Genomic DNA, 26,030 nt, shown 5'->3' with positions numbered 1-26,030 from the left:
TGGGTCTCCATGTGGGGGCTCCATCCAGGTCCGTGGGTGGAATGTGGGCGTTGGAATAATGAACGCCCACACCAGAAGTGAGTCAACGGAGCAGTGGCTACAACTTACGTCTCGATGGGGCTAAATGTTTGTATTTATTGTATTACCCGCGGCCGAGCCGGACTGCCATTCGGCCATGTGGAACGCTTGCCGGATAAGTGACTTGCCGTCAAAGACGGTTGGTCAGGTTGCGACACCGATACATGCGAAATACGGGACCAGCGCAGTCTGGACCTGGGCGTAGATCAGTGCGCGAGCCCAATCGGGCGACCGGGCTTCGAGGCGCTCGGCACGGGCGATCACCTCTGGTGCGAAGTACTGCTCGAGCAGCGGGGCTGCCGGCTTGGCGGTGGCGAGGCTGGCCAGCAGTCGCTCTACGGCTTCCGCCGCACGGGGCTGCGCCCAGTAGTAGCGGATGCGGTCGGCGTAGCTGAAGTGGCGCAGAAGCTTCAGGGTCGCGGCGTCGCCGGCGTAGTGCTTGGCCCAGTTCCTGGGATTCTCCAGCATCAGCACCTCCATCACCGGGGCGATGGGCTTGCGCGGTGCATCGGCTGCGAGCCAAGTCGCCACGCCGTCCAGCGCGTAGACCGCCTGGCGGTAGGCGAAGGTGAGAGCGGGGCCGACTTTCAGCACGGCGAAGTGGCGCCGGGCGAGGGCCGGGAAGACGTCGGAGTACTGGTAGTCGGTCGAGTGGGCCTCGAAGCTCAGGCCGTCGTGGCCTTCAAGGACCGGGGAGAGCAGGTCGGGGGCGGCGAGGTCGAAGCGGTGGATGTGGTCGGGGGCGAATTCCAGGCCGGGTTGGACAACGAGGCCCACGGCGCGTTGCCAGGCGGTGTGATCGAGGCCTTGGGCGGCGAAGGCATCGTGGTGGGCGGCGATGGTAGCGCGGGCGTTGGCGGGCTCGGTGGGGGCGATGCCGATCGGGCCTTCCTCGGCGCGGGCGCCTCCGGGCGGGGGGACTTCGGTGCCGAACATGTAGCTTAGGGATGACGGATCGGCGGTTGCGGCCTCGCAGACGGCGGCGAGATCGGCGGCGCGGGCGGCACTGATGGTGTCGCCGACGGCTGCGGGCTCGCCGGCGCAACCCTCTGAACAATCGAGGTGAATCTTGGTGAAGCCGGCTTTGACGTAGGCCGCGACGAGGTCGCGGGCGTTGGCCATGGCGATCTCGGCGGGCTGGTCGCGCCAGGCTTGTGGGCCGAGGTGATCGCCGCCGAAGAGGACGCGGTTGGGGCTGACGCCGGTCTGGGCGCAGAGGCCGTGGACGAAGGCGATGAAGTCGGGCGGGGTCATGCCGGTGTAGCCGCCGAACTGGTTTACCTGGTTGCTGGTGGCCTCGATCAGCAGGGGGACGTCCCACTCGTCGGCCAGCAGAAGCGAGGCGGCGAGTACGTCTGGGTGGGCCGAACAGACCGAGGGCAGGGCCTCGCCGGAGCCTTTGCGGTTGCGGGCGATGAGGTCGCGGAGCTGCTTCATTTGGTGCCTCGGGTGACCAGCATGGCGGCGCCGCGAACGCCGCTGGCGTCGCCGAAACGGGCGGTGGCGAAGGCTGGCTGGCGCACACCTTTGAGCATTCGCGGGGTGAAAGTCCGGGAAAGCGTTGGCGCTAGACCATGAATGTTTGACAGTCCACCGCCGATAACCACGCAATCGGCGTCGATGGTGAGCTGGATGGTGTGGATGAGCTCGGCGAGGATGTCGAACCAGATGTCGAGCACCTTGCCCATCGCGACGTCGCCGGCTGCTGCCTGGGCGACGATGGCGGCCGAGTCGACTTCGGCGCCGGTGAGGTGTTCGGCGATGCGCGCCATGCCGGGGCCGGAGAGCAGGGTCTCGTAGCAGCCAATTCGGCCGCAGCCGCAGGCGAGGATGGGGAGGTTGTGACGGCGGACCAGTTCGGCGGGGAGGCCGAAGTGGCCGACTTCGCCGGGGAGGCCGTTGTGTCCGACCACCAGCTTGCCGTCGACGCAGACGCCGCCGCCGACACCGGTGCCGAGGATCAGGCCGAAGACGGTGCGGTAGCCGGCGCCGGCGCCGCCATTGGCTTCGGACAGGGCGAAGCACTTGCAGTCGTTCTCGACCGGGATTGAGCGGCCGATGCGGGTCGAGAGGTCGGCGCTGAGGGTGTGGCCGGTGGCGGGGACGTTGGAGGTCATCGAGATGCCGGTGGCAGGGTCGATCAGGCCGGGCAGGCCGACGCCGAGGGCGACTTTGCTGCCCGCTGTGTCATCGAGCCAGGTGACGGCGCCTTCGATGGCCTCAAGCAGTTCTTCGTAGCTGCCCTTGGCGGTGGGGAGGCGGCGGCGCTCCAGCACTTCGAGCTTGTTGTTGAACAGGCAGGCTTCGATCTTGGTGCCGCCGACGTCGATGGCGCCGAACACTTGCGGGCCGGTTTCGGGCAGGGGGTAGAGTTTTACGCCGGCGACGACGCGGGTGAGGTTGCCCGAGGCGAAGGGGTTGTCGACGGTCATGCCGAGGCGGTGGGACCAGATGACGGCGAGTAGCTGCGCCACCATGACGTAGAGTACCGAGGACCAGGCGTCGTTGCCGATAGAGGGGATGGCGATGTCGGCGCCAGCAGCCGGGTCGCCGAGCCGCGAGACGATGTCGGCGCCGAACTGCGCCGCGACTTCGGTGGCGAGGTCTGTGTCGTAGCGGCGGGTGTGCGGGTCGGAGGAGAGGAGGACGAAGACGCGGGTCTTGCTGTTGGTGATGGCCTTGGGGCCGTGGCGGAAGCCGAGGGTCGAATCCCAGGAGGTGGGGATCTGGCCGGCCGCGAGCTCAAGCACCTTCAGCGCGCTCTCGCGCGACGAGCCGGTGAGGGGGCCGGAGCCGAGGAAGACGGCGCGCTCGGGGATCGGCAGGGCGATGAGCTTGTCTAGCTGGCCAGAGATGAGCTGTTCGGCACCGTCGGCGAGCCGTGCCAGCAGATCAGTCACCGGCGCCGGCGGGGTGGGGTCGAAGCAGGCGAGGGCGGTAAGCAGCATCGTGGTGTAGCTCGACGTCATGGCGAAGCCGCTGTCGTCGGTTTCGGGCGGGAGCACGATGTTGCGCAGCTCGCCGGGGCCGGCATTGTCGGTGCGGGCGAGGGCGCTGTTGGCGTTGCAGGTGATGTGCAGGCGGTCGGCCTCGGGGGCGTGCGCCGCCAGGAGGTCGAGCGTACCGATCGACTCGGAGCTGTTGCCGCTGCGGCCGAACGAGACCACCAGCAGCTTGACGCCGGGGCGGAGGAAGTTGCGCGGCGCGGCGATCAGGTCGGTGGTCGGGATGGCGCGATAGCGGGCGGGGCCCGCGGCCTGGTTCAGGTAGGCGGCCAGCGTTTCGCCGATGAAGGCTGAAGTGCCAGCGCCGGTGAACCAGATCTCGTCGGGGCGGCGGGCGGCGACCCAGCCGCGGATTTTGGTCGCGATGCCGTCGAGCCTCGGGCCGAAGCTGCGCCAGATGGCGGGCTGGCGCTTGATCTCGCGGGTGGTGGCCCAGCGGTCGAGGTCGGCGGGATTGAGGTATGCGTCGGTCATCAGTTGTTTCCTTCCGGCTCGACCCGGTGAACGGTGACGCCGCGTTGTTCGAGCATTTCGGCGGTTTCGTCGGGCAGGCCGGTATCCGTAATCACGGCGTGGATGCGATCGGGCTCGCAGATGCGATGCAGGGCCGGAGCGCGGAACTTGGTGGAGTCGGCGAGGACGATCACGCGCTGGCTGACGCTGACCATGGCGGCATTCTGGTGCGCTTCCGCCTCGTTGAAGGTGCTGAGGCCGAGCACCGGGTCGATCGAGTCGGCGCCCAAGTAGATGGCGTCGAAGCGCATGCCGGCCAACGTGCTTTCGACCATGCGGCCGGAGAGCGAGTTGGACTCGAAGCGCACGGTGCCGCCGGGCAGCATGACGGTGTGCTGGGTGGCGCCCCGGAAGGCTTCGACGATGTTGAGGCCGGTGGTCATGATGACGAGGCCTGGGGCAGCGCGGAGATTTTCGGCGAATAGCTGGGTGGTAGAGCCGGAGTCGATGATGATCGAGCGGTCGCTGCCCGCCAGCGACAAGGCGAAGCGTGCGATCGCCCGCTTGGCGCCGAGGTTGACGACTGCCTTGTCGGTCACTGCCGGTTCGACGAACGGGCTCTGGCCGGCATCGCGGGCCAGCGACATGGCCAGGGCGATGCGGAAATCCGGCAGCCCCTTGTATCCGAAGTGGCGGCAGAACCGCAGCACGGTCGGCTCGCTGACGCCGGCGGCGCGGGAGATTTCCTGCAGTGGCTCGCGGATGAAGGCCTCGGGTGAGGCGACGAGGTAGGCGCCGACCAGCTGGAAAGCCTTGTTGAAGCCGGACAGCTCCTGCGAGATGCTCTGCATCAGCGAGGTGGCGGGGCGCGGCGCCGCCGCGTTCGACACTTATCGACCCCCGGCTTCGTCGGCGGCCCGCATGCGGAAATTGAGGTGTGCGGGCACCGGATATTGCTTCAGCCGTTCGGCAAGTTCGGCGGGTGAGGGCGCGCGGCCGAGCGCCTGCTGCAGCCGGCCGCGCTGCAGCGCCACCCAGAGCTCGTCGAGGAGGTTCTCACCCTCGCGCACCGTGGCGAAATGGCGATCGAGCAGCCGTTCGAGGAGGTTTAGGTCGCCTTCACCGGCCGCGACCATGGCGCGGCCCAGGTGCACCCGTTCGTCGGTCAGGGCCGAGGCCGGCAGGGCGGAGGCGAAGGCACGCAGCCGCTCGAGCCGGCCGTGCTTGACGAGCAGCGTGACTATTTCGGCGGCCAGCGCCGGTGGCGCGTCGCCGCCCGCCCAGGCCGCGAGGTAGTCGCTGTCGGCTGCGTCGGGATCGGTGGTGACGAGAGCTCGCTGGCGCCGGCCGAGCCAGGTCGGCCGCAGGGCGATGGAGCGGTCGAACAGGGTTCGCGCCGTCTCGCGGTCTTCACGGTCGAGCGCGGCAATGCCGAGCAGCAGGGCATGGAGCCAGGTATCGCCGGACTTGTCGCGGCTCGCTTCAAGCGCCTTGACCCAGACGGGCGAGACGGCGATGTCGGCGGGTACGCGCTTGAGGCTTGCCTCGGAGAAGCGTCCGGTAGTGACCAGCTCGTCCCAGCAATCGGTTGGATGCTGCACGGCAAAATCGAGGCCCGGGGCCAGCGGGCTGCCGGTCAGCTTCTCCTGCCGGCCGCCCCAGGGCGAGCCGCCGGCGAGGCGCTGCGTCACCGGACGGCGCGACACTTCGGTGAGGAATGCGTCGACGCTCGCGAGTTCGGCGGCGGGGAAGCGCGTATCGACGGCCCTGGCCGCGGCGCCGACTGCCTGCTGGTAATCGGTGGCATGCGCTTGAGCCCGATCGACGCTCAGCGCGCCATAGACCTCGGTCCAGTGCACTTCGCTGTTGGGCGCGAGTTCGAAGCGCTGGTTCTGCGTGGGGGCGATGCCGCTCTGGATCTCGATGTAGTCGCCCTCGCCGGGGCGGGCGAGGTAATCCATCCATTGCTGGCCGCCGGCGCCGGTGCCGAAATAGAAGAACTTGCGGCCTTTGAGGGTGGCGGTTGCGGTCTGCGCCAGGCCGACGCCGTCGGTGTCGAGGGCGGCGATGAACAGCCGGTCGGCGTCGGGCTTCCGGAAGAACACGGAGGTCGAGTCGCGCCAGCGGTCGGGGTAGGAGCCGTCGAAGCGGGTCGGATCGGGGAACTCGAAGCGGGCCAGCTCATTGCCGGGCAGCACATGCTCGATCGAATAGTCGGCGGGGCTCAGCACGCGCATGCCCTTCGACATCGGCGCCGCGACGTTGGTCCACCAGTAGGCGAGCTTGGTCGCCTCGGTGCTGTTGACGATGCGGCCGTGGACGAACAGGCGATCGTCGTCGTTGGGCAGGAACAGGTCGATCTGCCAGGTCGCCTCGACGATGCGGTCGAACTCGTAGAGCCGCAATACGGGACCGCGCTCGGTTTCGACGATGCCGGCGAAGACCGGGGCGGAGGTGAACGGCGTGTGCCCGGGAATGAGCCCGTTCCACTCGATGCCGCCGGAGAACCAGGCGTTCAGCGCCGCTAGATTGGCCGGCTGGAACACCGGATTGCGGAAGACCAGGTCGCGGCCGAGCTTCAGGTCGCGCATTTCCATGAGCCGGCCGCCGAACTGCGGGGCGACGGAGACGCGCAGCCGGCCGTTCTCGATGGTCACCAGTTGCATCTCGCCGGGCGCCTGGGAGCGGTCGTAGTCGTCGTAAATCTGGTAGGGCAGGATGGAATCCTTGCCCCACTGGAAGCCGTGCGAGCTTTCCTCGGGGCTCAGGTCGCGGTTGGGTGGGGTGTTCTTGTCGAGCGTCGGCTGTTGCCAGCGGAAGCGAGGCAGAGTGCTGGGGCCGCCGAGCCGGGACATCGGCATTTGGCGGGACGTGGCGGCGATCCGTGTCGCTCCCGTGTTGATCTTGTTCATTTTCCCCTCCCTTGGCCGCAGCGGCGGGGCGAAAGTACACGGCGGCTGTAGTTTTGCAACATGGATGTTTGTGAAACTACATTGGACGCTCAGCGATCGTCCCCCGCCACGCGGGGGAGGATCACGGAAGGGCCGGTGCATCCCACCACGGGACTGGCTTTTTCTTGAAAGCGCTCTAGGCTCGACCGTGCATTTCTTGAGGGGGAAATAATGTCTGCAGCGCGTGACGGGACCGCGACGTCCCGGCTGCCGGTGACGCTGAGCGTCAATGGCGAGATCAGGACGCTTGCGCTCGATCCGCGGGTGACGCTGCTCGACGCGCTGCGCGAGCACATGCTGCTGACGGGAACCAAGAAGGGCTGCGACCAGGGGCAGTGTGGGGCGTGCACGGTGCTGGTGAACGGGCGCCGGATCAACAGTTGCCTGACGCTGGCGGTGATGCACGAGGGCGACGAGATCTCGACCATCGAGGGGCTGGGGACGCCGGAGGCGCTGCATCCGATGCAAGCGGCATTCGTGAAGCACGACGGGTTCCAGTGCGGCTATTGCACGCCGGGACAGATACTCTCCTCGCTGGCGGTGCTCGAGGAAATCCGGGCGGGGGTGCCGAGCCAGGTGACCGGTGATCTAGAGGCGGCGATACCGCTGAGCGACGAGGAGATTCGCGAGCGGATGAGCGGGAACCTCTGCCGCTGCGCCGCCTACCCCAACATCATCGCGGCGATCCGCGATGTGGCGGGGGACGACGCATGAGGCCGTTCAGCTATGAGCGCGTGACGACAGCTGCGGAGGCGGTGGAGGCGGCCGCTGCGACACCGAATGCACGGTTCATCGCCGGTGGCACTAACCTGCTCGACCTGATGAAACTGGGGATCGAGGCGCCGGCGCACCTGATCGACATCAACCGGCTGGGGCTGGACCGGATCGAGCCGACGGCCGAGGGCGGGTTGCGGATCGGGGCACTGGTGCGCAATGCCGACCTTGCCGCGGACCTGCGGGTGCGGCGGGACTATGCGTTGCTGGCGCGGGCGCTGCTCGCCGGGGCTTCGGGGCAGCTGCGCAACAAGGCGACGACGGCGGGCAACCTGATGCAGCGGACGCGTTGCCCGTATTTCTACAACACCGACATGCCCTGCAATAAGCGAAGGCCCGGCTCGGGGTGCGCGGCGATCGGTGGGTTGAGCCACAACCTGGCGGTGCTCGGGGCGAGTGACGCATGCATCGCCACGAACCCGTCGGACATGTGCGTGGCACTGCGGGCGCTTGATGCGACGGTGGAGACGGTTGGCGCGGGTGGGCGGGTGCGGTCGATCCCGATCGCGGAGTTTCATCGGTTGCCAGGCGATACGCCGGATATCGAGACGGCGCTGGAGGCGGGTGAGCTGATTACGGCGGTGACGTTGCCGCGGCCGATCGGCGGGGTACAGCTTTACCGCAAGGTGCGGGAGCGGGCGTCGTATGCGTTCGCCAATGTGACGGTGGCGTTAGTGGCGCGGCTGGATGGGGCGATCGACAGGCTGGCGTTCGGCGGGCTGGCGCATAGGCCGTGGCGGGTGGAGGCGGCGGAGGGTGGCCTCGATGTCGATGCCGCCGCCGATGTGGCGCTGGCTGGTGCGAGGCCGACCGCCGACAATGCATACAAGCTGCCGCTGGCGCGGCGGACGCTGGCCGCGACGCTGGCGCAGGCGGGAGTGGCGCGATGATCGGCGAGGGGATCAGCCGCACCGATGGGCCGGTGAAGGTTACCGGACGGGCCGCCTATTCGTACGAGCGGCAGGACGCAGGGCCGGCGCTCTACGGTTACATCGTTGGGGCGGGCATTGCGAAGGGCCGGGTTGCCCGGATCGAGACGACGGCGGCGGAAGCGGCGCCGGGGGTGCGGCTGGTGTGGACGCACAAGAACGCGCCGGACCAGGGGCCGGCCGAGGGCATCGACGGCGACATGATGGACCGGGCCCGGCCGGAGCTGGCGAGCGATCGTGTCGGCTACTATGGCGCGCCGGTGGCGTTCGTGGTGGCCGAGAGTTTTGAGGAAGCGCGGGCCGCTGCGGGGTTGATCGAGGTCGAGTATGAGGCGGAGCCGGGTGAGTATGACCTGGGCGATTTCGGGCCGGATACGCGGTGGCGGCGGCCGTCACAGGCGGGCGACGTCGACGCGGCGATGCGCGAGGGGCCGGTGACGGTCGATGAGACCTACACCACGCCCTACCATTTCTCGCAGCCGATGGAGCTGCATGCCTGCCTCGCCGACTGGAAGGACGGGCACCTCAACCTGTACCTCACGGCGCAGATGCTGAACCAGCTGATCGTCGGGCTGGCGGCGACGCTGAAGCTCGAGGTGAAGGACATCACGATCGACAGCGCCTTTGTCGGGGGCGGGTTCGGCTCGAAGATCGTGCTGCATGCCGAGGCGGTGCTGGCATCGCTGGCGACGATGGCGCTGGGGCAACCGGTCAAGGTGATGATGACGCGGCGGCAGGTGTTCACGCTGGTTGGGCACCGGCCGGCGTCGGTCAGCCGGGTGCGGCTGGCGGCGACGCCGGATGGCCGGCTGACGGCGCTGGGGCATGAGGCGCTCATCCAGGTGACGGCGGACGAGGCGTGGGACGAGGGGGTTTCATCGGTAGGCAAGGCGCTCTACGCGGCGCCGAACCGGTTGACGCGGCAGGCGCACAAGGCGCTCGATTTGCGGGCGGGCGAGCCGGTGCGCGGGCCGGGCGAGTTGCCGGGGCTGATGGTGCTCGAGTCGGCGATGGACGAGCTGGCTGAGAAGCTGGACATCGATCCGGTGGAGCTGCGGCTGAGGAACGACACGGACATGGATCCGGACAAGCGGCTGCCGCTGAGCGGCAGGCGGTTGGCGGACTGCCTGCGAGAGGGGGCGGAGCGGTTCGGCTGGCGGGATCGGCCGACGCGACCGGCGAGCCGGCGGGATGGGCGATGGCTGGTGGGCTATGGCGTTGCGTCGTCGATGCGGGGGCATTTCCAGACATCGGCCGATGTGCTGGTGCGGATCGACCCGGATGGCTGGGTGATCGTGCGCTCGGACATGACCGATATCGGCACCGGCACCTACACCATCGTGGCACAGGTGGCGGCGGAGGCGCTGGGCGTGCCGATGAGCCAGGTGCGGGTGGAGCTGGCGCGGACCGACCACCCCAAAGGCAATGGGGCGGGTGGATCGTGGGGAGCGGCCAATACCACGGTCGCCACTGACCGGGCCTGCAAGGCTTTGCGCGAGCGGATCGGTGCGGTGGCGGGGACGAGCTACAACGATCTGTTCGCCGAGGTGCGGCGGCATTTTCCGGATGGGGTCGAGGAGTTGGGCAAGACGCTCGATAACAAGCACGACCCGAACTACCAGAACTTCGCGCAGTACACTTATGGCGCGTCGTTCGCCGAAGTCGGGGTCGATGTGGACACCGGCGAGGTGCGGCTGCGGCGGATGCTCGGGGTGTTCGCGGCCGGGCGCATTCTCAACGCCAAGACGGCGCGCTCGCAACTGATCGGCGGGATGATCTGGGGTGTCAGCGCAGCGCTGCACGAGGCAGGCCTGGTGGATCCGCGGCATGGCAGCTGGGTGAACGGCGATTTCGCCGAGTACCTGATCCCGACGCATGCCGATATCCCCGATATCGACGCCATCATGCTCGAGGATTTCGACGAGCGGGCGAACCATCTGGGGGTGAAGGGGATCGGCGAGCTGGGAGCCGGTGGGACCGGCGGCTCGGTGGCGAATGCGGTCTACAATGCGACTGGGGTGCGGATCCGCGATTTCCCGATCACGCTGGCGAAGCTGCTCCCGGGGTTGCCGACGCGCTGAATGGCTATTGGCCGGCGCCGCGCCCGGCGACGAGGTGGTCGGCGCGCCGTTTGGGCTCGGTCTGCATGTAGAGTTCGACGCTGGGCAGGAACAGGTCGCGCCATTCGTGTTCCCAGTCGCCGACGCCGCGGGCGAGGGAGGAGGAGAGGGTGGTGGTTGGATCGCTCTCGACCCATAGGCGCAGGTCGTAGAGCGGCGCGAGGTCGGGGTGGAGGGACGATACGCCCTCGACGATCACCGGGCCGCCCGGACGGATCTCGCGGTGGTCGTCGCCGACCCGGCCGCTGCTCCAGTCGTAGAGTGGGATGCGGATCGTCTCGCCCCGGGCAAGGGTTCGCACGGCGTCGAGGAATTCGTCGTAGCGGATGTAGCTGAACGGGAAGGCGGGAACGGCCTGGCCGCGCCACTCGGCTTCCGGCCTGACGAAATCGTCGAGATAGAGGCATTGGGCGCCGAGCGCTGTCTCGAAGCGGTCGGCGAGGGTCGACTTGCCGGAGACCGGCAGGCCATCGATGGCAATGAGGCGCGTGTCAGGGCGGCTGGCGATCGCCACGGCTTGGTCGAAGTCGATCATGTCCGGGTGAAATCCTCCGGCGTGTCGAAGTCCTGGGCCAGTTCGGGCGGCGCCTCGATCAGGGTGGCTTGCGCGAGGAGGTGGCGGGCGCCGTGGTCGCCGGAGAGCGCTGCCAGTTCGGCGAATAGCCGGCGGGTGAAGATCGCGGGTGGGCTGCGGGTGCTGGCGAAGACCGTTGCGGCAGTGTCGCTGGTTGCCGCTGCTGCGATCAGGCGCAGCAGGTGGTCGCCGGTGACGTTGGGCATGTCGGCGAGGCAGACGAGGAGGGCGTCGGCCCCGAGGTCGAGGGCGCGCTGGGCGCCGAGCGCCAGGGACGAGGCCATGCCGCGCTGCGGCTCGGGGTTGGGGATGAGTTCGAAGCCGCGGGCGCGGAACAGGTCGGCGCGCGCCGATGGTTCGGGTGGGCAGACGGCGAGGCGATACGCCAGGGGCATCGCAGCGAGGGCGTCGGCGATGTGTGCTGCAAGCGGCTTGCCGGCGAGCGGATGCAGCAGCTTGTCGCTGCCGAAGCGGCTCGAGAGGCCGGCGGCAAGGACGACCACGGCGATGGTGCTATTGCCGGTCAAGCTGGGCGCGGATGGCTGAGATTTCGGAGAGCACCGAGAGCGCCAGCATCCCCGGATCGCGGGCGCGATCGATGAGCCCGATCGGGCCGCGGATGCGGTCGATCGCCGACGGTGGCACACCCATTGCGGCGAGCCGCTCGCGGCGCATCTGGTGGGTGCGTACGCTGCCTAGGGCACCCAGGTAGAACCCGCCGGCAGTGGCAGCGCGCGCCAGGATGGCGTTTTCCCACTCGTGCTCGTGGAACAGCAGCACCGTCGCCGTCCACGGATCGATCGGCAATTCCACCGGTTGGCTCGGGGTCTTGAGGAGCTCGACCGGCACATCGAGGCTGGCGAGTACCAGTGCAGAGCTCTCGTCGGGGGTGACGAGGTGGAGGTCGAACTCCGCGGCCGTGCTGACGCGGGCCATGACCTCGAACTCGGGGCCGCGGCCGACGAGCAGCAGACGAGTGCGGGGCTGGTAGCGGCGAATGAAAAGGCCGTCGTGCCAGCCGGTGGGCGCGGCGCTTTCGACGATCGCGGCGCTGGATCGGGTCGGGTCGAACGCGATGGAGAAGGCCTCGCGGCGTTCGAAGCGCTGCAGTGCAGCGGCCAGCAGTTCGTCGGGCGGGGAGGCGTGCAGCAGCAGGTCGACGCCGCCGCCGCACGGGAAGCGGATATCGATGAAGCGGGAGCCCTTGCCGAAGCGGAATACCTGGTCCTTGCCGGCCGCAACCAGCGGGGCGAATTCGGCGGCGATGGCCGGCTCGACGCAACCGCCCGAGACATGGCCGAGATGCCGGCCATCGGCCAGCACTGCCATGTTGGTGCCGATCGCCTTGGGCGCGCCGCCGTCAATGGCGGATATGCTGACCAGGGCGCCGGGAATGCCTAGCGAGCGGGCGCGGGCCAGAAAAGCGAACGGCGCCATCTCGCGGTTCATCCCCGCGAAGGCGGCAGGCGCGAGAGTCGTTTCGACGGGGACCTCCTCGGCCAGCATTCGCTCCTCCAAGCGTCAAGGCGTGCAGTCTAGGCCGAGATGGGCTCGCGGGCCAGACGCTGGTGGAGCACGGTTCGACGGCGCGGGTGAAAGCCGATAACATCTGAGCATGCGTAACGAGTACTCCACCGATGTCGAAGGCGGCGCGCCTGTGAGCCGGCGCTACGTGATCAGCGGCCGGATGGAGGTTGCGGCCTATCTCGAGTTCGTGGCGGAGCGGGCGCGCTGGCTCGATGTCCGGGGCTGGGTGCGTGCCGATGGGGCGCAGGCGGTGACGCTGGTTGCGGCGGGGCCGGAGGCGCTGGTCGGGGCGCTGGAGATGGCGTGTACGCTCGGGCCGCTCGATGCGTTGGTCGAGACGATCGATGCAGTGGACGAGGCAGGGCCGGTGGGGAACGGGTTTCAGGTTCGGCGTTAGCGCTCAGAAGTAATCCGGGATGCCGGGCATGCCGACGAAGCCGGGGAGTTTCCTGACCTGGCGCTGCCAGAGGTTGATCGCCGGATAATCCTCGTGGCCGATGCCGGCGTCGTGGCTCAGTGCGACATAGGGGAACATGGCGATGTCGGCGATGGTCGGGTGGTCGCCGACGATCCACAGCTTGCCGGCCTGGGCGCGATCGGCGAGGTGATCGTCGAGGAGGCGGAGGGCGGCGCGGCCTTTGGCCTGCAGGGCGGCGAGATCGCCGGGATAGCTCAGCATCCCAATCATCCGGGCGGCGGAGACGGCCATCAGCTCGCCGCCGGCGAAGCTCAGCCACATCATTATTGGGCCGAAGCGGTCGTCGCGGGGCAGCCATTGTCCTGAGGTGTCGTACTTGTTGGCGAGGTGGGCGAGGATGGCCTGGGCGTCGCGGAGGACTAGGCCATCGTCCTCGAACACCGGGAGCTGGCCGAGGGGGTTCAGGGCAAGGAATTCGGGGCGCTGGTGCTGGCGGCCGGGGAAGAAGTCGACGGCTTCGACTTCGTGGGCGACGCTGAGCATGCTGAGCAGCAGGCGCACCTTGTAGCAGCTGCCCGAGAGCACGTAGTCGTAGAGCTTAGGCATGCGGGATGTCTGTCCGGGGTTCGGTGCCGAAGCGGAGCTGCTTCTCCTTGAGCCAGCGGCGATAGAGCACCGAACTGAGGTCGGCGCGGGTCGGGGTTTCGCGGCCCGGCTGCAGCGGCAACAGCGACGGGCGCTGGTTTTCGAGCACGATCTTGTCCTGCACGAAGATCATCTGCTGGAAGGCGCTGAGCTCGGCATCGGTGCTGGTCTCGTCGATCACAAGCATGAAGGCGTGCGCCACCGACACCGCCTCATCCACCGGCTGGACGAACAGGGCGATGACGTCCCAGCGGTTGGGCGCGGTGGGCGGGGTCTTGTAGAGCATGACGTTGAAGGGGCTGACCACGCGGTACATGTACTTGCTGATCTGGCCTTCGTCGGACGCGGCGGCGGCCTTGGGCTGGTAGAACTCGCACTTGGTGGCCCATAGCTCGTCGACGTCGCGGCGTTGCTCGACATCGTATTTGGCGACTTCCGGGTGCTCCTCGGAGCCGAGGATGTCGGTGTGAACGTAAGGGAAGTGGGCGAGGTCGAGGAAGTTCTCGACCAGCCGCAGGCCGGAGGCGCGGACGCGGACCGGGCCGCAATAGATTCGGCGGCGGTCGGGTTCGAGGCTTTCGGGCAGTTCGAACAGGCCGCGTTCGGGGGTGCCGAAGCTGGTCCACAGGTGGTCGTAGTCGGTGCGGACCGGCAGGGTGCGGCCGGCAGCGCGGACTTCGACGCCATCGGCGAGGCGGCGGACGGTGAGGTCTTCACCGAGGAGGCGCGACGGGACGGCGCCCATGGGGAAATCCTGCAGCGCGCCGAGCGTGTACCACTGGTCGAGCGCGGCCTGATCGTCGGTGAGGCTCATGCGGCGGCTCCCTGTTCGACACTGTTGCGGAGGGCGCGGAGGTGCGCCGTAGCGGCGGCGATGTCGGCGGCGCTGGTGATGGCGGCATGGAGCATGGTCTTGTTGGCGTGCACCCGGTGCCAGCCTATGTGCAGGGTTTCGCCTGCGAGCGGGATGGTGACCACTGGAGCTGCGTCGGTGCCGGCGAGGGCTCCGAGGACGGCTGCCGGGGCGGCTTCGACGGCGAGGCTGACCACGGGAGCCAGCTCGGGCAGGGCGGGGGGCACATCGGCGGTGTCCGCGCTCATCCAGATCATTCCACCGGTTTCGGCTGCGGCGTAGGCGTTGGCGCGGATGGTGGGCGGTACCGTCAGGTCGGGGTGGGCGGGGATGCGGAGGCATTGCGAGCCAGAGCCGTATTGCCAGCCGTGGTAGAGGCAGTTCAGCGCGTTGTCGCGCACGAAGCCGAGGCTCAGGCGCATCCCGCGGTGCGGGCAGCGATCCTCCCATACATGGGCTACGCCATCGGCGCCGCGCCAGATGACGACCTCTCGGTTGTCCACGATGACGGCGCGGGTGACGCCGATCGGCACGTCGCGACCCAGGGCAATCGGTATCCAGGCGGCCATGGTTCGAAACGAGCCTCGTTAGCAGTTATCAACGCATTGTATGCAACACGCCGGTGCATGCCTAAATCGCAGGCAACTGCGAACACGATGCGAAGTCATTAAGCATTCATCCCTGCCGCCGGGCAAGCCGAATATTGGGCCGGTTCTACCCAACCAGCTGAAATTGCTGGCTGAAAATCTCCGGCGCGCAGCGATCTAGCGTTGGCACATGGTTTGCATTGACTCCCTCGGATACCGGCGCTGGGCCGCGGCGCCCAAAGGTGCAATCCAGGGGAAGACGTCATGACATTCAACGCTATCTCTCGCCGTACGTTGCTTAAAGCCGGCGCAGCCGGGTTTGCCGCGTCGGCGCTGCCGTTCGGAATCGCCAAGGCACAGACCAGCGTCGTGCTCGGCATCGTCTATGTCGGGCCGAAAGACGATTTCGGCTGGAACCAGGCGCACGCCGTATCGGTGGAATCGCTGAAGGCACTGCCCGGCATCACCGTGGTGGAAGAAGAGAACGTGCCCGAAACCGACGCCGTGGCCAAGTCCATGGAGTCGATGATCAACCTCGACGGGGCCAACCTGATCCTCGCCACCTCGTTCGGCTATTACAACCCGTTCGTCGTCGACATGGCGAAGAAGTATCCGGATGTGACCTTCCGGCATGCGGCGCCGCTGTGGAACAAGGACGCCGACCCGAAGAACGCCGGCTCGTATTTCCCGTACCTCAACCAAGCGCACTATGTGAACGGCGTCGCTGCCGGCTTGTCGTCGGGCGGGAAGATCGGGTTTGTGGCGGCGAAGCCCATTCCGTCGGTGCTGTCCAACATCAACTCGGTTCTGCTCGGCGCGCGGTCGGTGAACCCGAACGCCACGGTGCAGGTGATCTTCACCGGCGAGTGGAGCCTGCCAGTGCGCGAGGCGGAAGCCACCAACGCGCTGGTCGATGCCGGCTGCGAAGTCATCACCTGCCACGTGGATAGCCCCAAGGTGGTGATCGAGACCGCCGAGGGCCGCGGCGTGAAGACCGCCGGCCACAACGCCTCGCAGGCGCCGCTGGCGCCGAAGGGCTTCATCACCGGCGCCGAGTACAAGTGGGAGACGATCTACAAGTCCTACGCCGACGACATCGCGGCCGGCAAAACCCCGCCGAACTTCCTCGTCGGCGGCTACAACAACGACATGCTGCGCAACACACCCTATGGCGCTGGCGCGACGCCCGAGGCGATCGCCGCCGCTGATGCGGCGATCGCAGCGCTGGTCGCGGGAGCGCCGATCTACAAGGGTACGCTCAAGGACAATGCCGGCAACGTCGTGGTCGACAAGGACTACGACAATTACGACCCGTATCTCGACGGCATGAACTGGCTGCTCGAGGGCGTGCAGGGTTCGATCACCTGAGGCTCCAGATCGGAGCGTGTGGCTTACCCCCACCCTAGCTCCGCTGGGCCGCGTTGCGGCTAGCTGCGCTACCCTCCCCACAAGGGGGAGGGAGGCGCAAGAGCCGGGAGATAAGGCACTCCGAAGCAGCAGTCGTCTCCCTCCCCCTTGCGGGGAGGGATCAAGGGTGGGGGTGGCCCCACCCTCCGGCCAACGGAGCAGTGCATGACCGTTCAGACCGCCGACACCACAGCCATCCCGGCCAAGACCGGATCGAACATGCAGTTGCTCCGCTTCGCGGAGTCCCTCGCCATTCCGGTTGGTGCGGTGATCGTCTCCGGGCTGATCTTCGCGGTGTTCCTGCTGGTCATCGGCAAGGATCCGCTGACGCTGTACGGGCTGATCTGGACCGGTGGGTTCGGTTCCTCGTTTTCCATCCAGAATTCGCTGCAGCGCGCTGCGCCGCTGATCCTGACGGGGCTCGCGTTCGCCACTCCGGCGCGGATCGGGCTGACCATGATCGGTGGCGAGGGCGCGCTGGTGCTGGGCGGGTTCACGGCGGCGGCGATTGCCATTCCGCTGGTTACGAACGCCGTGCCGGTGCCGGTGACGCTGCTGATCATGGCGGCGACTGGCATGCTGACCGGCGGGCTGTGGGTCGGGTTCACCGGCTGGCTGAAATACTCGCGCGGGGTCAACGAGACCATCGCCTCGCTGCTGATGAGCTACATCGCCATCGCCATCATGAACTTCTTCGTCGAGGGGGCGCTGCGCGACCCGGCCTCGGCCAATAAGCCCTCGACCATGCCGATAGGCGACGCCTACCGGATCGGCTCGATCCCCGGCACCGATGTGCACTGGGGCTTTGCCGCTGGCGTCGTGCTCGCCATCCTGCTGTGGGTGCTGATGAGCCGCACGACGTTTGGCTTCGCCGCGCGGATGACCGGCGGAAACCTGCGTGCCGCCCGGGCGCAGGGCCTGCCGGTAGGCTGGCTGATGGTGATCTGCTGCGCCATTGCCGGGGCCTGCGCCGGGCTTGCTGGCTTCTTCGAAGTGGCGGCGATCCATGGGCAGGCTAACGCCTCGCTGGTTGCGGGCTACGGCTTCACCGGCATTCTTGTCGCCTTCCTCGCGCGGCAGAACCCGCTGGCGGTGATCCCGGTGGCCATCCTGTTCGGCGCGCTGGCGGCGGCAGGCGGGGTGATCCAGCGGCGCATGGGGATGCCGGATGCGACGATCCTGGTGCTGCAGGGCATTATGTTCGTGGTGCTGCTGGTGTCCGAGACGTTCTACGGCCGCTTCAAGCTGTTTCAGCCCAAGGCAACGGGGGATCGCACCTGATGGACAACGCGCTGATCACCGTCCTCATCGCCATGCTCGGCGGCGCCATCCGGGTGTCGACGCCATTCATGTTCGTGGCACTGGGGGAGACGCTTACCGAGAAATCGGGCCGCATCAACCTGGGGCTCGAGGGCAACCTCGTGCTCGGCGCGATGGTCGCCTATGCGGTGTCCTATCTCACCGGCAATGCCTGGCTGGGCGTGCTGGCGGCCGGCGGCTCCGGGCTCTTTCTCGGGGCACTGCACGGCTACATCTGCAAGCTGCCCAAGGTGAACGACATCGCCGTCGGCATCGCCATGATGAGCTTCGGCACCGGCATCGCCTTCTTCTTCGGCAAGCCGTTCATCCAGCCTACCGCGCCGCGGCTCGACGCCATTCCGCTCGGCGATTGGACCGGCAATCCCGCTCTGGCGCAGGCGCTGCAGGTCAACCCGCTGTTCTTCGTCGGCATCGCGCTGGCGGTGTTCATGTTCTGGGCGTTCAAGAACACCAAGTGGGGCCTAATCGTGCGGATGACCGGCGACAGCGCCGCGTCGGCCAAGGCGATGGGTGTGTCGGTCGACCTGGTGCGGTTTCTCGCGACGGCGGCGGGCGGGTTCCTCGCCGGCATCGGCGGCGCGTTCCTGTCGCTCTACTATCCGGGCAGCTGGAACCAGGGGCTCAGTTCCGGGCAGGGGCTGATGGCTGTGGCGCTGGTGATCTTTGCGCGCTGGGACCCGATCAAGTGCATCTTCGCGGCGCTGCTGTTCGGCGCGGCCGGCGCCATCGGCCCGTCGCTGCAATCGATCGGCATCTCGCAGGGCTACTACTTCTTCAACGCCGCCCCCTACATCCTGACGCTGATCATCATGATCATTTCTGCCGGCTCCAAGGCCTCGGCGCGGGATGTGCCGGGCGAACTGTCGATCACCAAGTGAGGCCGGCCCGATGACCAGTTCCATGGACGAGCGGATTGATGCGGCCTTGGTGGCGGGTGGCAAAACCATCGCCTCGACGCCCTATCCGTGGCCCTATGACGGGGATCTGAGGCCCGACAACACGGTGCTTGTTGTCATCGACATGCAGACCGACTTCTGCGGACCCGGTGGCTATGTCGACTCGATGGGCTACGACATTTCCCTGACCCGTGCGCCGATCGAGCCGCTGAAGCGGTTGATGGCCGCCTTCCGCGCCAAGGGTTATCCGATCATCCACACCCGTGAGGGGCATAAGCCGGACCTCTCGGACCTGCCCGCCAATAAGCGCTGGCGCTCGCAGCGGATCGGCGCGGGCATCGGCGACCAGGGGCCGCAGGGGCGCATCCTGGTGCGCGGCGAGCCGGGCTGGGAGATCATCCCCGAGCTGGCGCCGCTGCCGGGCGAGGCGATCATCGACAAGCCGGGGAAGGGCTCGTTTGCCTCCACCGATCTCGAGCTGATCCTGAGGCTCAAGGGTATTCGCAACATCGTGCTCACGGGGATCACCACAGATGTGTGCGTCCACACCACGATGCGCGAGGCGAACGATCGTGGCTTCGAGTGCGTGCTGCTCGAGGATTGTTGTGCCGCGACCAAGTACGACAACCACCTCGCCGCCATCGACATGATCAAGATGCAGGGCGGGGTGTTCGGCGCTGTTTCGACCTCTGCCGCGCTGATGGAGGTGCTGTGATGGAAGGTCGCGCTCCGTCGCTCGAAGCTATCGGGATGACCAAGATCTTCGGGCCGCTGGTGGCGCTCGACGATGTGTCGATCAAGGTCGAGGCGGGGTCGTTCCATGCGCTGCTCGGCGAGAACGGCGCCGGCAAGTCGACCTTGGTGAAGTGCATCATGGGCTTCTACAGCGCCGACAAGGGGCAGGTGACGCTCGACGGCAGGGAGGTCTCGATCAAGTCGCCGCGTGACGCGCGAGCCAATGGAATCGGCATGGTCTACCAGCAGTTCACGCTGGTGCCGTGCCTGACCGGTGCGGAGAACCTCGTGATTTCGCGCGCCGATGCGCCTGCGATCATCGACTGGGCGAAAGAGAGGAAGCACCTCGACGCCTTCATGGAGCAGATGCCGTTCCGGGTGCCGATGAACACGCAGACTAGCCAGCTGTCGGCGGGTGAGAAGCAGAAGCTCGAGATACTGAAGCTGCTCTATCTCGACCAGCGCTTCATGATTTTGGACGAGCCGACCTCGGTGCTGACGCCGGGCGAGGCCGACGAGATGCTCGGGCTGCTCGGCGGCATGGCGGACCGCAAGGAGATCACCGTGCTGATGATCTCGCACAAGTTCCGCGAGGTGAAGGCGTTTTGCGACCACTTCACGGTGCTGCGGCGCGGTCGCTTCACCGGGGCGGGTGACGCCAAGGCGGTGAGCGTTCCCGACATGAGCAACATGATGATCGGCGACACCAAGATCCTCGAGCGCGCTTCTCGAAAGAAGCACAACGAGGGCGCCGACCGGCTGGAACTGGCCGGGCTGTTCGCCGAGGACAGTGACGGGTTGCCGGCGATCAAGGCGGTGAACCTCAAGGTGAAATCGGGCGAGATCGTCGGCATCGCCGGAGTGTCGGGCAACGGGCAATCGGCGCTGGTCGAGGCGCTCTCGGGGCAGCGGCCGCTGTCGGATGGCGCGATCTTCATCAACGGCGAGCAGTTCCAGCCGAAGCGCGGTTCGTTCGATCGCTACAAGGTGTTCGGGTTGCCCGAGGAGCCGCTGAAGAACGCCACGGTGCCGCGGATGAGCGTGGCCGAAAACCTGGCGTTCCGCTCGTTCGACAAGCCGCCGGTGGCGAAGCTCGGCTGGTGGATGTCGCCGGGGCCGATGCGTGAGAAGGCGAAAGAGCTGATCGCCAAGTACCGGGTGAAAACGCAGGGGCCGGATGCACCGATCGAGACGCTGTCGGGCGGCAACGTGCAGCGCGCGGTGCTGGCGCGGGAGCTCAGCGGCGATGTCGATGTGCTGATCGTCGCCAACCCCTGCTTCGGGCTGGATTTCGCTTCGGTGGCGGACATCCGCAGCCAGATCATGGAGCAACGCAACCGCGGCGCGGCAGTGCTGCTGGTGAGCGAGGACCTCGACGAGATTCTCGAACTCGCCGACCGGGTGGCGGTGATGAGTGGCGGCACGATCAACTACGTGTCGCGCATCGAGGACACCGACCGGAATACCATCGGTCAACACATGGCGGGACACTGAGATGGGCGCTGTAGCCGCGACAGGGCAGACGAAACCTCGGGTTTGGGGCGGAAGCTGGCGGCGTGCAGCGCCGGGTGAGGGGGCCTTCAATTGGGTCCGTGGCAGGGTGCGAGGCCCCCTCACCATACTGTTTGGCGCGACGGAGCGCACCAGCCTCTCACCGCACCGCCAGTGGCACGTCGGCCCCCCCGACTACCTCGCCATCCATATCCCCTGCCGCGGCTCCTTCATCGTCAGCGTCCGCCAATGATCTCTGTTCCATCGCGGCCCTATCCCTACGAGCTCGACCCGGCGCACACCGCGCTGGTGGTGATCGATATGCAGCGCGATTTCATCGAGCGGGGTGGGTTCGGGGACTCGCTGGGCAACGACGTGGCGCGGCTCGAGGCGATCATCCCGACGACGGCGGCGCTGATCGGGCTGTTCCGCCAGCAGGGCTGGTTGGTTATCCACACACGCGAGGCGCACAAGCCGGATCTCAGCGACTGCCCGCCCTCGAAGATCCGGCGCGGCAACCCGCGCCTTCATATCGGGGAGACCGGGGCCATGGGGCGGCTGCTGGTTACGGGCGAGCCGGGCAACCAGATCGTCGCGGCGCTGGCGCCGGTGGATGGGGAGATCGTTATCGACAAGCCGGGAAAGGGGATGTTCTGGGCTACCGGCATCCACGAGCGCCTGCAGGCACTCGGAGTTACGCACCTGGTGTTTGCGGGGGTGACGACGGAGGTCTGCGTGCAGACCTCGATGCGCGAGGCCAACGATCGCGGCTACGAGTGCCTGCTGATCGAGGATGCGACAGAGAGCTATTTCCCCGAGTTCAAGGCGGCAACGCTGGCGATGATTGCGGCGCAGGGCGGCATTGTCGGCTGGGTGACGCCGCTGGCGGCGTTGCGGGATGCGGTCTCGGCGTGATGATCATCAACGACCCGGCTGTCGTTACTGAGGTGGAGGCGGTGTTCGCGCGCTATGAGGCGGCGCTGGTGAGCAATGACGTGGCGGTGCTCGACGAACTGTTCCTCGATAGCCCGGTGACCATCCGCTACGGCATCGGCGAGAACCTCTATGGCATCAAGGCGATCCGGGAGTTCCGGCTGTCGCGGCCATCGGCGGGGCTGTCGCGGCGGCTGGAGGAGACGGTGATCACCACCTATGGCCGGGACGTGGCTACGGCCTCGACGTTGTTTTACCGCGACGATGCGCCCGGCAGGGTTGGACGGCAGATGCAGACGTGGATACGGATGCCGAATGGCTGGCGTGTCGCCGCGGCGCATGTCAGCGTCATCGACGACTAGAGCGCTTTCAGGAAGAGTTGCAGACTTTTCCGGTTCGGAAGCGCGCCAAGAAGTGACTGAGACTAGAGGGGACTATGCTGAAACGCACCTCCGGCGAGGAAATTCGCCGCGTGCTGGCGAGCCGCATCATTGCCGGCGAGCTGGAGCCGGGCACACCACTGGACGAGACGCTGCTGGCCGGTGAGTTCGCGGTGTCGCGTACCCCGGTGCGCGACGCGCTGCGGCTGCTGGCGGCGAGCGGGCTGGTGGACCAGAAGCCGCATGCGCGGGCGCTGGTGGCGAAGCCGGCGCCGGCGGAACTGGCCGGGATGTTCGAGGTGATGGGGTATCTCGAGGCGCTGTGCGCCGGGCTCTGCGCCGTGATGATGACGGCTGCGGAACGGGACGCGCTCGATGCACAGCACAGCGCGATGGCCGGTATCGTCCGGGCCGGCGACGCGACGGGCTATGCCGAGGCGAACGATGCGTTCCACACGGCGATCTATGACGGGGCGCACAATGGCTACCTGCGCGAGATCACCGTTTCGACGCGGCAGCGGTTGCAGCCGTTCCGGCGGGCGCAGTTCGGCGCGCGCGGGCGGCTGGCGCAGTCGCATACCGAGCACGGGCTGATCGTCGAGGCGATCTTGCGCGGGGATCGGGGTGAGGCCGAGGCGGCGATGCGGCAGCATATTGCGATCGTCGGCGATGCTTATGAGCGGTTGAGCCGGGGATAGTGCAGAACAGCCACAGCGGTGTGGGAGCGCCTTCTCCCCTTGTGGGAGAAGATGCCCGAAGGGCGGATGAGGGGTTGTCTCCGCGCACACCGTCGTTCGTCGCTACGCTCCGATCGCGCAACCTGCGGTTGCGGGACCCCTCATCCGGCGCTTCGCGCCACCTTCTCCCGCAAGGGGAGAAGGTAGACCGGTGGGTCACCGCTAGACTGAGGCCTTGGCCAGAAACTTCCGCCAGCCGCCGAATTCCGAGATATCGCGTGCACCGTTGACCGCCTCGGCTTCGACGAGGAAGCCTTTGGCGGTGCTGCCGTCGGCGAAGCGCAGGGTGCCGATGCCGAGAGGGGCCGGGATTTTGGCTACGAAGGCGCCGAAACCGGCGGGGTCGAGCGACCAGATTTCGGTGGCGATGGCAGTGCCGGTGCCGGCGGCGACGCGGAGGAGGCCGGGTTTTGGCGGGGTGGTGCCGGGAAGGGCGAACAGGCGGTAGTCGGGTGCGGTGTCGGCGGTGCGGATGAAGCCGCCGCCCAGCGCGGTCAGTTCGCCATTGAGGGGGAGGCCGGAGAGATGGGCACCGACCACGGCGATTTCGATGCGGTCGGGGCTGGCATGGGCTGGTGCGGTCAGCGGTTCGCCCATGAGTGCAGCGCCGAGACCGGCGAGGTGGCCGTCGCTGTTGGCGCGGCCGATCAGCGTGATGCTGCCGCGCAGGCCGTCACTGCGGGTGCCGGTCGGCACGGCGATGGCGGCCATGTCGAGCAGGTTCACGAAATTGGTGTAGCTGCCGAGATTGGAGTTGAGGGTGATGGGGTCGGCGTTGAGCTCGGCGACGGTATAGGCGCGCGGAACGGTGGGCACGGCGAGGCAATCGAGGTTGGCGAGGAGCGGCGCTACGGCGCGCTTCAGGTCCATCAGCTTGTAGGTGGCCTCGAAGGCGGAGACCGCGGTGAGGCCGCGCGCGCCTTCGATGATCGTTCGCGTCACCGGGTGGAAGGAGACGGGGCTGGTTTCGAGCAGGCGCCTGGTGGCGGCGTAGCGCTCGGCCACCCACGGGCCTTCGTAGAGCAGGCGGGCGACGGCGTGCAGCGGCTCGAAATCGAGCTCGATGATCTCGGCGCCGAGGGCGGCGAGGCGCTGCAGGTCTTCGGCATAGGAGGCCTCGGCGGCGGAATCGCCGAAGAACTTGCGCTGGGCCGGGATCGGCACGCCGATGCGCGGGTGGGGCGGCGGCGCCGACAGCGTGGGGGCCGGTAGCTGCCGCGAGTAGGCGTCGGCGGCGTCGTAGCCGGCCGCGACTTCGGCAACGCGCATGGCCATGGCGATGTCGCGGGCGAAGATCGAGATGGTGTCGAGGGTGCGGCAGGCGGGGACCATGCCGGTCGCGGACAACAGGCCGAGGGTCGGTTTCAGCCCGACGATGCCGTTCATGCCGGCGGGGATGCGGCCGGAGCCCGCGGTGTCGGTGCCGAGGGAGAAATCGACGATGCCAGCGGCGACGGCGACGGCTGAGCCGGAGCTCGAGCCGCCGGGGATGAGATCGGGGCGCTGCACGTTGCGCGGCACGCCGTAGGGCGAGCGCACGCCGACGAGGCCGGTGGCGAACTGATCGAGATTGGTCTTGCCGAGGACGATGGCGCCGGCCGCTTCGAGCCGGGCGACGACGAAGGCGGAACGCTCGGGCGAGTAGGTGAAATCGGGGCAGGCGGCAGTGGTCGGGAGGCCGGCGGCGTCGATGTTGTCCTTGACGGCGAAGACCAGGCCGAACAACGGCTTGCCGGCAGGGCCGGCGGCTTCGAGTGCCTGGGCTTCGGCGAGAGCGCTGGCTTCGGATTTGAGGCCGATGAACAGCGCGCTGTCTTCGTATTCACGCAGTGCCGCAAAGGCACGCTGCACTGCTGCGACGGGAGAGATCTGCTGCAAGGGGTGGTCCTCGATGCTCGTCCAAACATCATGCACAGATTTTGGAGCGTCGCCCACCCAGATGTGTGCATTGAAGGTGGTGTAGCGACATATATGCGCAGCGTTGGCGCGTGGACACAGAATGCCCTCGATATGAGCATATTCGGGTTGACGAGGCGGCGGGCAATCGCGAGCCGGCTGGCGAGATCTGACCAGGCAAACTGCAGTATCCGGATGGGACTGGGTCGGCGGGCGTGGTAGCTTCGCACCCGCCCCATCTGGCGGCGGGATCGGGCGCCGCTGGGCGCAATCAAAGGGACACGGATGCGGGATAGCGAGGCCAGCCGGTTGTTGCAGAGTCTGGGCTGGTCGGAGTTCTTTGAGGAGCAGGTCGAAGCTGACGAAAGCGTGCTGATGCCGCGTCGCGTCGCGTCGGTGCATCGTACCGAACTCGAGGTGATGCTGGAGGGCGGACCGGGCGCGCTGGGGCTGCCGCCGCGGACCAATACCGGGGATTTCGCGGTCGGGGACTGGGTGCTGGCCGACCCGCTGAGCGGGTTGCTGACGCGGCGCCTCGAGCGCAAGACATTGCTGCAGCGGACCGGTCAGGGGCGGAGGGTGCCGCAGCTGGCCGCTGCCAATGTCGACAGCTTGTTCATCGTGACCTCATGCAACGCCGATTTCAACGTCGCGCGGCTCGAGCGCTACCTGGCGTTCGCCAACGAGGCCGGGACGACGCCGGTGATCGTGCTGACGAAAGCCGACGTGGCGGATGATCCGGCCGAGTATCAGCGGCAGGCAGCGGAGCTGCAGCGCGACTTGCCGGTGGTCACGCTGAACCCGCGGCTTGCTGGTGCCGCAAGCATCCTGTCGGAGTGGTGCGGGCCGGGGCAGACCGTGGCGGTGGTCGGCTCGTCCGGGGTCGGCAAGTCGACGTTGGTGAATTCGCTGGTCGGGCGAGGTGCGGTGCAGGAGACCGGCGCGGTACGCGAGCATGACGCCAAGGGGCGACACACCACCACATCGCGCTCGATGCATCCGATTGCGGGTGGAGGCTGGGTGATCGACACGCCCGGCATACGCTCGCTGCAACTGAGCGACGTGGCTGGGGGCATCGGCACGCTGTTCGCTGAGATCACCGAGCTGGCGCCGCTGTGCAAGTTCCGCAACTGCACGCACAGCCACGAGCCGGGCTGCGCGGTGCAGGCCGCGATAGCGGCTGGAACGCTGGACGCCGATCGGCTGGCGCGCTGGCGGAAGCTGCAGCTCGAGAACAGCGGCAACTCAGGGCCGCAGGCGGGATCGGTGTCGGGGCGCGGCAGGCGTTGAGGGCGGCCGTGGCGGTGTTCTAGCCGGCACG

24 protein-coding genes are annotated in these 26,030 nt (G+C 67.6%); 13 read left to right on the top strand and 11 right to left on the bottom strand.

Annotated features, from left to right (window positions below):
* Window positions 1-222: 222 nt before the first annotated feature.
* The 4 genes from AC1DYL_RS22220 to AC1DYL_RS22205 are packed head-to-tail and all read right to left on the bottom strand — an operon-like array spanning window position 223 to window position 6,448.
* Entirely contained in the window at window positions 223-1,515 is a 1,293-nt protein-coding gene (locus AC1DYL_RS22220; RefSeq protein WP_477174815.1) for a class II D-tagatose-bisphosphate aldolase non-catalytic subunit, read from the bottom strand.
* Window positions 1,512-3,557, bottom strand: coding sequence for an ROK family protein (locus AC1DYL_RS22215; protein WP_477174814.1), 2,046 nt, complete (start codon window positions 3,555-3,557; stop codon window positions 1,512-1,514). Before AC1DYL_RS22215 ends, AC1DYL_RS22220 begins: the two co-directional genes overlap by 4 nt.
* Window positions 3,557-4,426, bottom strand: a complete 870-nt coding sequence (locus tag AC1DYL_RS22210; protein WP_477174813.1) for a transcriptional regulator — start codon at window positions 4,424-4,426, stop codon at window positions 3,557-3,559. Before AC1DYL_RS22210 ends, AC1DYL_RS22215 begins: the two co-directional genes overlap by 1 nt.
* Complete coding sequence (locus tag AC1DYL_RS22205) at window positions 4,427-6,448, bottom strand: DUF5107 domain-containing protein (RefSeq protein WP_477174812.1); 2,022 nt, start codon at window positions 6,446-6,448, stop codon at window positions 4,427-4,429.
* Between the two features lie 210 nt (window positions 6,449-6,658).
* Here AC1DYL_RS22205 and AC1DYL_RS22200 point away from each other — a divergent pair, with 210 nt between their 5' ends.
* From AC1DYL_RS22200 to AC1DYL_RS22190, 3 genes are read left to right on the top strand one after another with little or no spacing between them, the layout of a single operon-like run.
* On the top strand, window positions 6,659-7,201 hold the full coding sequence (locus AC1DYL_RS22200; RefSeq protein WP_477174811.1) for a 2Fe-2S iron-sulfur cluster-binding protein: 543 nt from the start codon (window positions 6,659-6,661) through the stop codon (window positions 7,199-7,201).
* Window positions 7,198-8,151: an FAD binding domain-containing protein gene (locus AC1DYL_RS22195; RefSeq protein ID WP_477174810.1), complete on the top strand. Its 954-nt coding sequence runs from the start codon at window positions 7,198-7,200 to the stop codon at window positions 8,149-8,151. The genes AC1DYL_RS22200 and AC1DYL_RS22195 overlap by 4 nt, the downstream gene beginning before the upstream one ends.
* Window positions 8,148-10,271 (top strand): molybdopterin cofactor-binding domain-containing protein, encoded by a 2,124-nt coding sequence (locus tag AC1DYL_RS22190; RefSeq protein WP_477174809.1) that lies wholly within the window; start codon window positions 8,148-8,150, stop codon window positions 10,269-10,271. The genes AC1DYL_RS22195 and AC1DYL_RS22190 overlap by 4 nt, the downstream gene beginning before the upstream one ends.
* 4 nt (window positions 10,272-10,275) lie before the next feature.
* Here AC1DYL_RS22190 and AC1DYL_RS22185 read toward each other — a convergent pair whose 3' ends face one another.
* From AC1DYL_RS22185 to AC1DYL_RS22175, 3 genes are read right to left on the bottom strand one after another with little or no spacing between them, the layout of a single operon-like run.
* On the bottom strand, window positions 10,276-10,845 hold the full coding sequence (locus AC1DYL_RS22185; protein WP_477174808.1) for a uridine kinase family protein: 570 nt from the start codon (window positions 10,843-10,845) through the stop codon (window positions 10,276-10,278).
* Window positions 10,842-11,411 (bottom strand): nucleotidyltransferase family protein, encoded by a 570-nt coding sequence (locus tag AC1DYL_RS22180; RefSeq protein WP_477174807.1) that lies wholly within the window; start codon window positions 11,409-11,411, stop codon window positions 10,842-10,844. Before AC1DYL_RS22180 ends, AC1DYL_RS22185 begins: the two co-directional genes overlap by 4 nt.
* Window positions 11,398-12,390, bottom strand: coding sequence for an XdhC family protein (locus tag AC1DYL_RS22175; RefSeq protein ID WP_477174806.1), 993 nt, complete (start codon window positions 12,388-12,390; stop codon window positions 11,398-11,400). The genes AC1DYL_RS22180 and AC1DYL_RS22175 overlap by 14 nt, the downstream gene beginning before the upstream one ends.
* Before the next feature lie 109 nt (window positions 12,391-12,499).
* On the opposite strand from AC1DYL_RS22175, the gene AC1DYL_RS22170 reads away from it, so the two are divergent.
* Complete coding sequence (locus tag AC1DYL_RS22170) at window positions 12,500-12,808, top strand: acylphosphatase (protein WP_477174805.1); 309 nt, start codon at window positions 12,500-12,502, stop codon at window positions 12,806-12,808.
* A 3-nt stretch (window positions 12,809-12,811) separates the two neighbouring features.
* On the opposite strand, the gene AC1DYL_RS22165 is transcribed toward AC1DYL_RS22170, so the two are convergent.
* From AC1DYL_RS22165 to AC1DYL_RS22155, 3 genes are read right to left on the bottom strand one after another with little or no spacing between them, the layout of a single operon-like run.
* Window positions 12,812-13,435 (bottom strand): glutathione S-transferase family protein, encoded by a 624-nt coding sequence (locus AC1DYL_RS22165; protein WP_477174804.1) that lies wholly within the window; start codon window positions 13,433-13,435, stop codon window positions 12,812-12,814.
* Window positions 13,428-14,288 (bottom strand): aromatic ring-hydroxylating dioxygenase subunit alpha, encoded by an 861-nt coding sequence (locus AC1DYL_RS22160; RefSeq protein WP_477174803.1) that lies wholly within the window; start codon window positions 14,286-14,288, stop codon window positions 13,428-13,430. The genes AC1DYL_RS22165 and AC1DYL_RS22160 overlap by 8 nt, the downstream gene beginning before the upstream one ends.
* Window positions 14,285-14,896, bottom strand: a complete 612-nt coding sequence (locus AC1DYL_RS22155; protein WP_477174802.1) for a Rieske 2Fe-2S domain-containing protein — start codon at window positions 14,894-14,896, stop codon at window positions 14,285-14,287. The genes AC1DYL_RS22160 and AC1DYL_RS22155 overlap by 4 nt, the downstream gene beginning before the upstream one ends.
* 282 nt (window positions 14,897-15,178) lie before the next feature.
* On the opposite strand from AC1DYL_RS22155, the gene AC1DYL_RS22150 reads away from it, so the two are divergent.
* The 8 genes from AC1DYL_RS22150 (at window position 15,179) to AC1DYL_RS22115 (ending at window position 22,774) form a co-directional block, all read left to right on the top strand.
* Window positions 15,179-16,282: a BMP family ABC transporter substrate-binding protein gene (locus tag AC1DYL_RS22150; protein ID WP_477152180.1), complete on the top strand. Its 1,104-nt coding sequence runs from the start codon at window positions 15,179-15,181 to the stop codon at window positions 16,280-16,282.
* A gap of 204 nt (window positions 16,283-16,486) precedes the next feature.
* Window positions 16,487-17,602: an ABC transporter permease gene (locus AC1DYL_RS22145; protein WP_477174801.1), complete on the top strand. Its 1,116-nt coding sequence runs from the start codon at window positions 16,487-16,489 to the stop codon at window positions 17,600-17,602.
* On the top strand, window positions 17,602-18,519 hold the full coding sequence (locus tag AC1DYL_RS22140; protein WP_477174800.1) for an ABC transporter permease: 918 nt from the start codon (window positions 17,602-17,604) through the stop codon (window positions 18,517-18,519). The genes AC1DYL_RS22145 and AC1DYL_RS22140 overlap by 1 nt, the downstream gene beginning before the upstream one ends.
* A 22-nt stretch (window positions 18,520-18,541) precedes the next feature.
* The gene (biuH, locus tag AC1DYL_RS22135) at window positions 18,542-19,252 is read left to right on the top strand and encodes a biuret amidohydrolase (protein WP_477174830.1); all 711 of its coding nucleotides are present in this window, start codon (window positions 18,542-18,544) and stop codon (window positions 19,250-19,252) included.
* Window positions 19,252-20,766, top strand: coding sequence for an ABC transporter ATP-binding protein (locus AC1DYL_RS22130; RefSeq protein WP_477174799.1), 1,515 nt, complete (start codon window positions 19,252-19,254; stop codon window positions 20,764-20,766). The genes biuH and AC1DYL_RS22130 overlap by 1 nt, the downstream gene beginning before the upstream one ends.
* Window positions 20,767-21,012: 246 nt before the next feature.
* Complete coding sequence (locus AC1DYL_RS22125) at window positions 21,013-21,678, top strand: cysteine hydrolase family protein (RefSeq protein ID WP_477174798.1); 666 nt, start codon at window positions 21,013-21,015, stop codon at window positions 21,676-21,678.
* Complete coding sequence (gene hpxZ, locus AC1DYL_RS22120; RefSeq protein ID WP_477174829.1) at window positions 21,678-22,058, top strand: oxalurate catabolism protein HpxZ; 381 nt, start codon at window positions 21,678-21,680, stop codon at window positions 22,056-22,058. The genes AC1DYL_RS22125 and hpxZ overlap by 1 nt, the downstream gene beginning before the upstream one ends.
* Window positions 22,059-22,132: 74 nt before the next feature.
* Window positions 22,133-22,774: a GntR family transcriptional regulator gene (locus tag AC1DYL_RS22115; RefSeq protein ID WP_477152187.1), complete on the top strand. Its 642-nt coding sequence runs from the start codon at window positions 22,133-22,135 to the stop codon at window positions 22,772-22,774.
* A gap of 201 nt (window positions 22,775-22,975) precedes the next feature.
* On the opposite strand, the gene atzF is transcribed toward AC1DYL_RS22115, so the two are convergent.
* Window positions 22,976-24,691, bottom strand: coding sequence for an allophanate hydrolase (gene atzF, locus AC1DYL_RS22110; RefSeq protein ID WP_477174797.1), 1,716 nt, complete (start codon window positions 24,689-24,691; stop codon window positions 22,976-22,978).
* Between the two features lie 303 nt (window positions 24,692-24,994).
* On the opposite strand from atzF, the gene rsgA reads away from it, so the two are divergent.
* Window positions 24,995-25,999, top strand: a complete 1,005-nt coding sequence (rsgA, locus tag AC1DYL_RS22105) for a ribosome small subunit-dependent GTPase A (protein ID WP_477174796.1) — start codon at window positions 24,995-24,997, stop codon at window positions 25,997-25,999.
* Window positions 26,000-26,030 lie beyond the last annotated feature (31 nt).

The sequence above is a fragment of the Devosia sp. P1_H9 genome, assembly GCF_056405135.1.
Note: the sequence above shows the minus strand (reverse complement) of the source record. Positions and strands in the feature narration are given on the sequence as shown.

Coding starts and splice junctions, on each gene's coding strand:
- AC1DYL_RS22170 (WP_477174805.1), top strand. CDS start 12,500: ATGCGTAACGAGTACTCCACCGATGTCGAAGGCGGCGCGCCTGTGAGC.
- rsgA (WP_477174796.1), top strand. CDS start 24,995: ATGCGGGATAGCGAGGCCAGCCGGTTGTTGCAGAGTCTGGGCTGGTCG.
- AC1DYL_RS22190 (WP_477174809.1), top strand. CDS start 8,148: ATGATCGGCGAGGGGATCAGCCGCACCGATGGGCCGGTGAAGGTTACC.
- AC1DYL_RS22155 (WP_477174802.1), bottom strand. CDS start 14,896: ATGGCCGCCTGGATACCGATTGCCCTGGGTCGCGACGTGCCGATCGGC.
- biuH (WP_477174830.1), top strand. CDS start 18,542: ATGGACGAGCGGATTGATGCGGCCTTGGTGGCGGGTGGCAAAACCATC.
- AC1DYL_RS22165 (WP_477174804.1), bottom strand. CDS start 13,435: ATGCCTAAGCTCTACGACTACGTGCTCTCGGGCAGCTGCTACAAGGTG.
- AC1DYL_RS22125 (WP_477174798.1), top strand. CDS start 21,013: ATGATCTCTGTTCCATCGCGGCCCTATCCCTACGAGCTCGACCCGGCG.
- AC1DYL_RS22140 (WP_477174800.1), top strand. CDS start 17,602: ATGGACAACGCGCTGATCACCGTCCTCATCGCCATGCTCGGCGGCGCC.
- AC1DYL_RS22160 (WP_477174803.1), bottom strand. CDS start 14,288: ATGAGCCTCACCGACGATCAGGCCGCGCTCGACCAGTGGTACACGCTC.
- hpxZ (WP_477174829.1), top strand. CDS start 21,678: ATGATCATCAACGACCCGGCTGTCGTTACTGAGGTGGAGGCGGTGTTC.
- AC1DYL_RS22175 (WP_477174806.1), bottom strand. CDS start 12,390: ATGCTGGCCGAGGAGGTCCCCGTCGAAACGACTCTCGCGCCTGCCGCC.
- AC1DYL_RS22115 (WP_477152187.1), top strand. CDS start 22,133: ATGCTGAAACGCACCTCCGGCGAGGAAATTCGCCGCGTGCTGGCGAGC.
- AC1DYL_RS22200 (WP_477174811.1), top strand. CDS start 6,659: ATGTCTGCAGCGCGTGACGGGACCGCGACGTCCCGGCTGCCGGTGACG.
- AC1DYL_RS22150 (WP_477152180.1), top strand. CDS start 15,179: ATGACATTCAACGCTATCTCTCGCCGTACGTTGCTTAAAGCCGGCGCA.
- AC1DYL_RS22195 (WP_477174810.1), top strand. CDS start 7,198: ATGAGGCCGTTCAGCTATGAGCGCGTGACGACAGCTGCGGAGGCGGTG.
- AC1DYL_RS22205 (WP_477174812.1), bottom strand. CDS start 6,448: ATGAACAAGATCAACACGGGAGCGACACGGATCGCCGCCACGTCCCGC.
- AC1DYL_RS22145 (WP_477174801.1), top strand. CDS start 16,487: ATGACCGTTCAGACCGCCGACACCACAGCCATCCCGGCCAAGACCGGA.
- AC1DYL_RS22185 (WP_477174808.1), bottom strand. CDS start 10,845: ATGATCGACTTCGACCAAGCCGTGGCGATCGCCAGCCGCCCTGACACG.
- AC1DYL_RS22215 (WP_477174814.1), bottom strand. CDS start 3,557: ATGACCGACGCATACCTCAATCCCGCCGACCTCGACCGCTGGGCCACC.
- AC1DYL_RS22130 (WP_477174799.1), top strand. CDS start 19,252: ATGGAAGGTCGCGCTCCGTCGCTCGAAGCTATCGGGATGACCAAGATC.
- AC1DYL_RS22220 (WP_477174815.1), bottom strand. CDS start 1,515: ATGAAGCAGCTCCGCGACCTCATCGCCCGCAACCGCAAAGGCTCCGGC.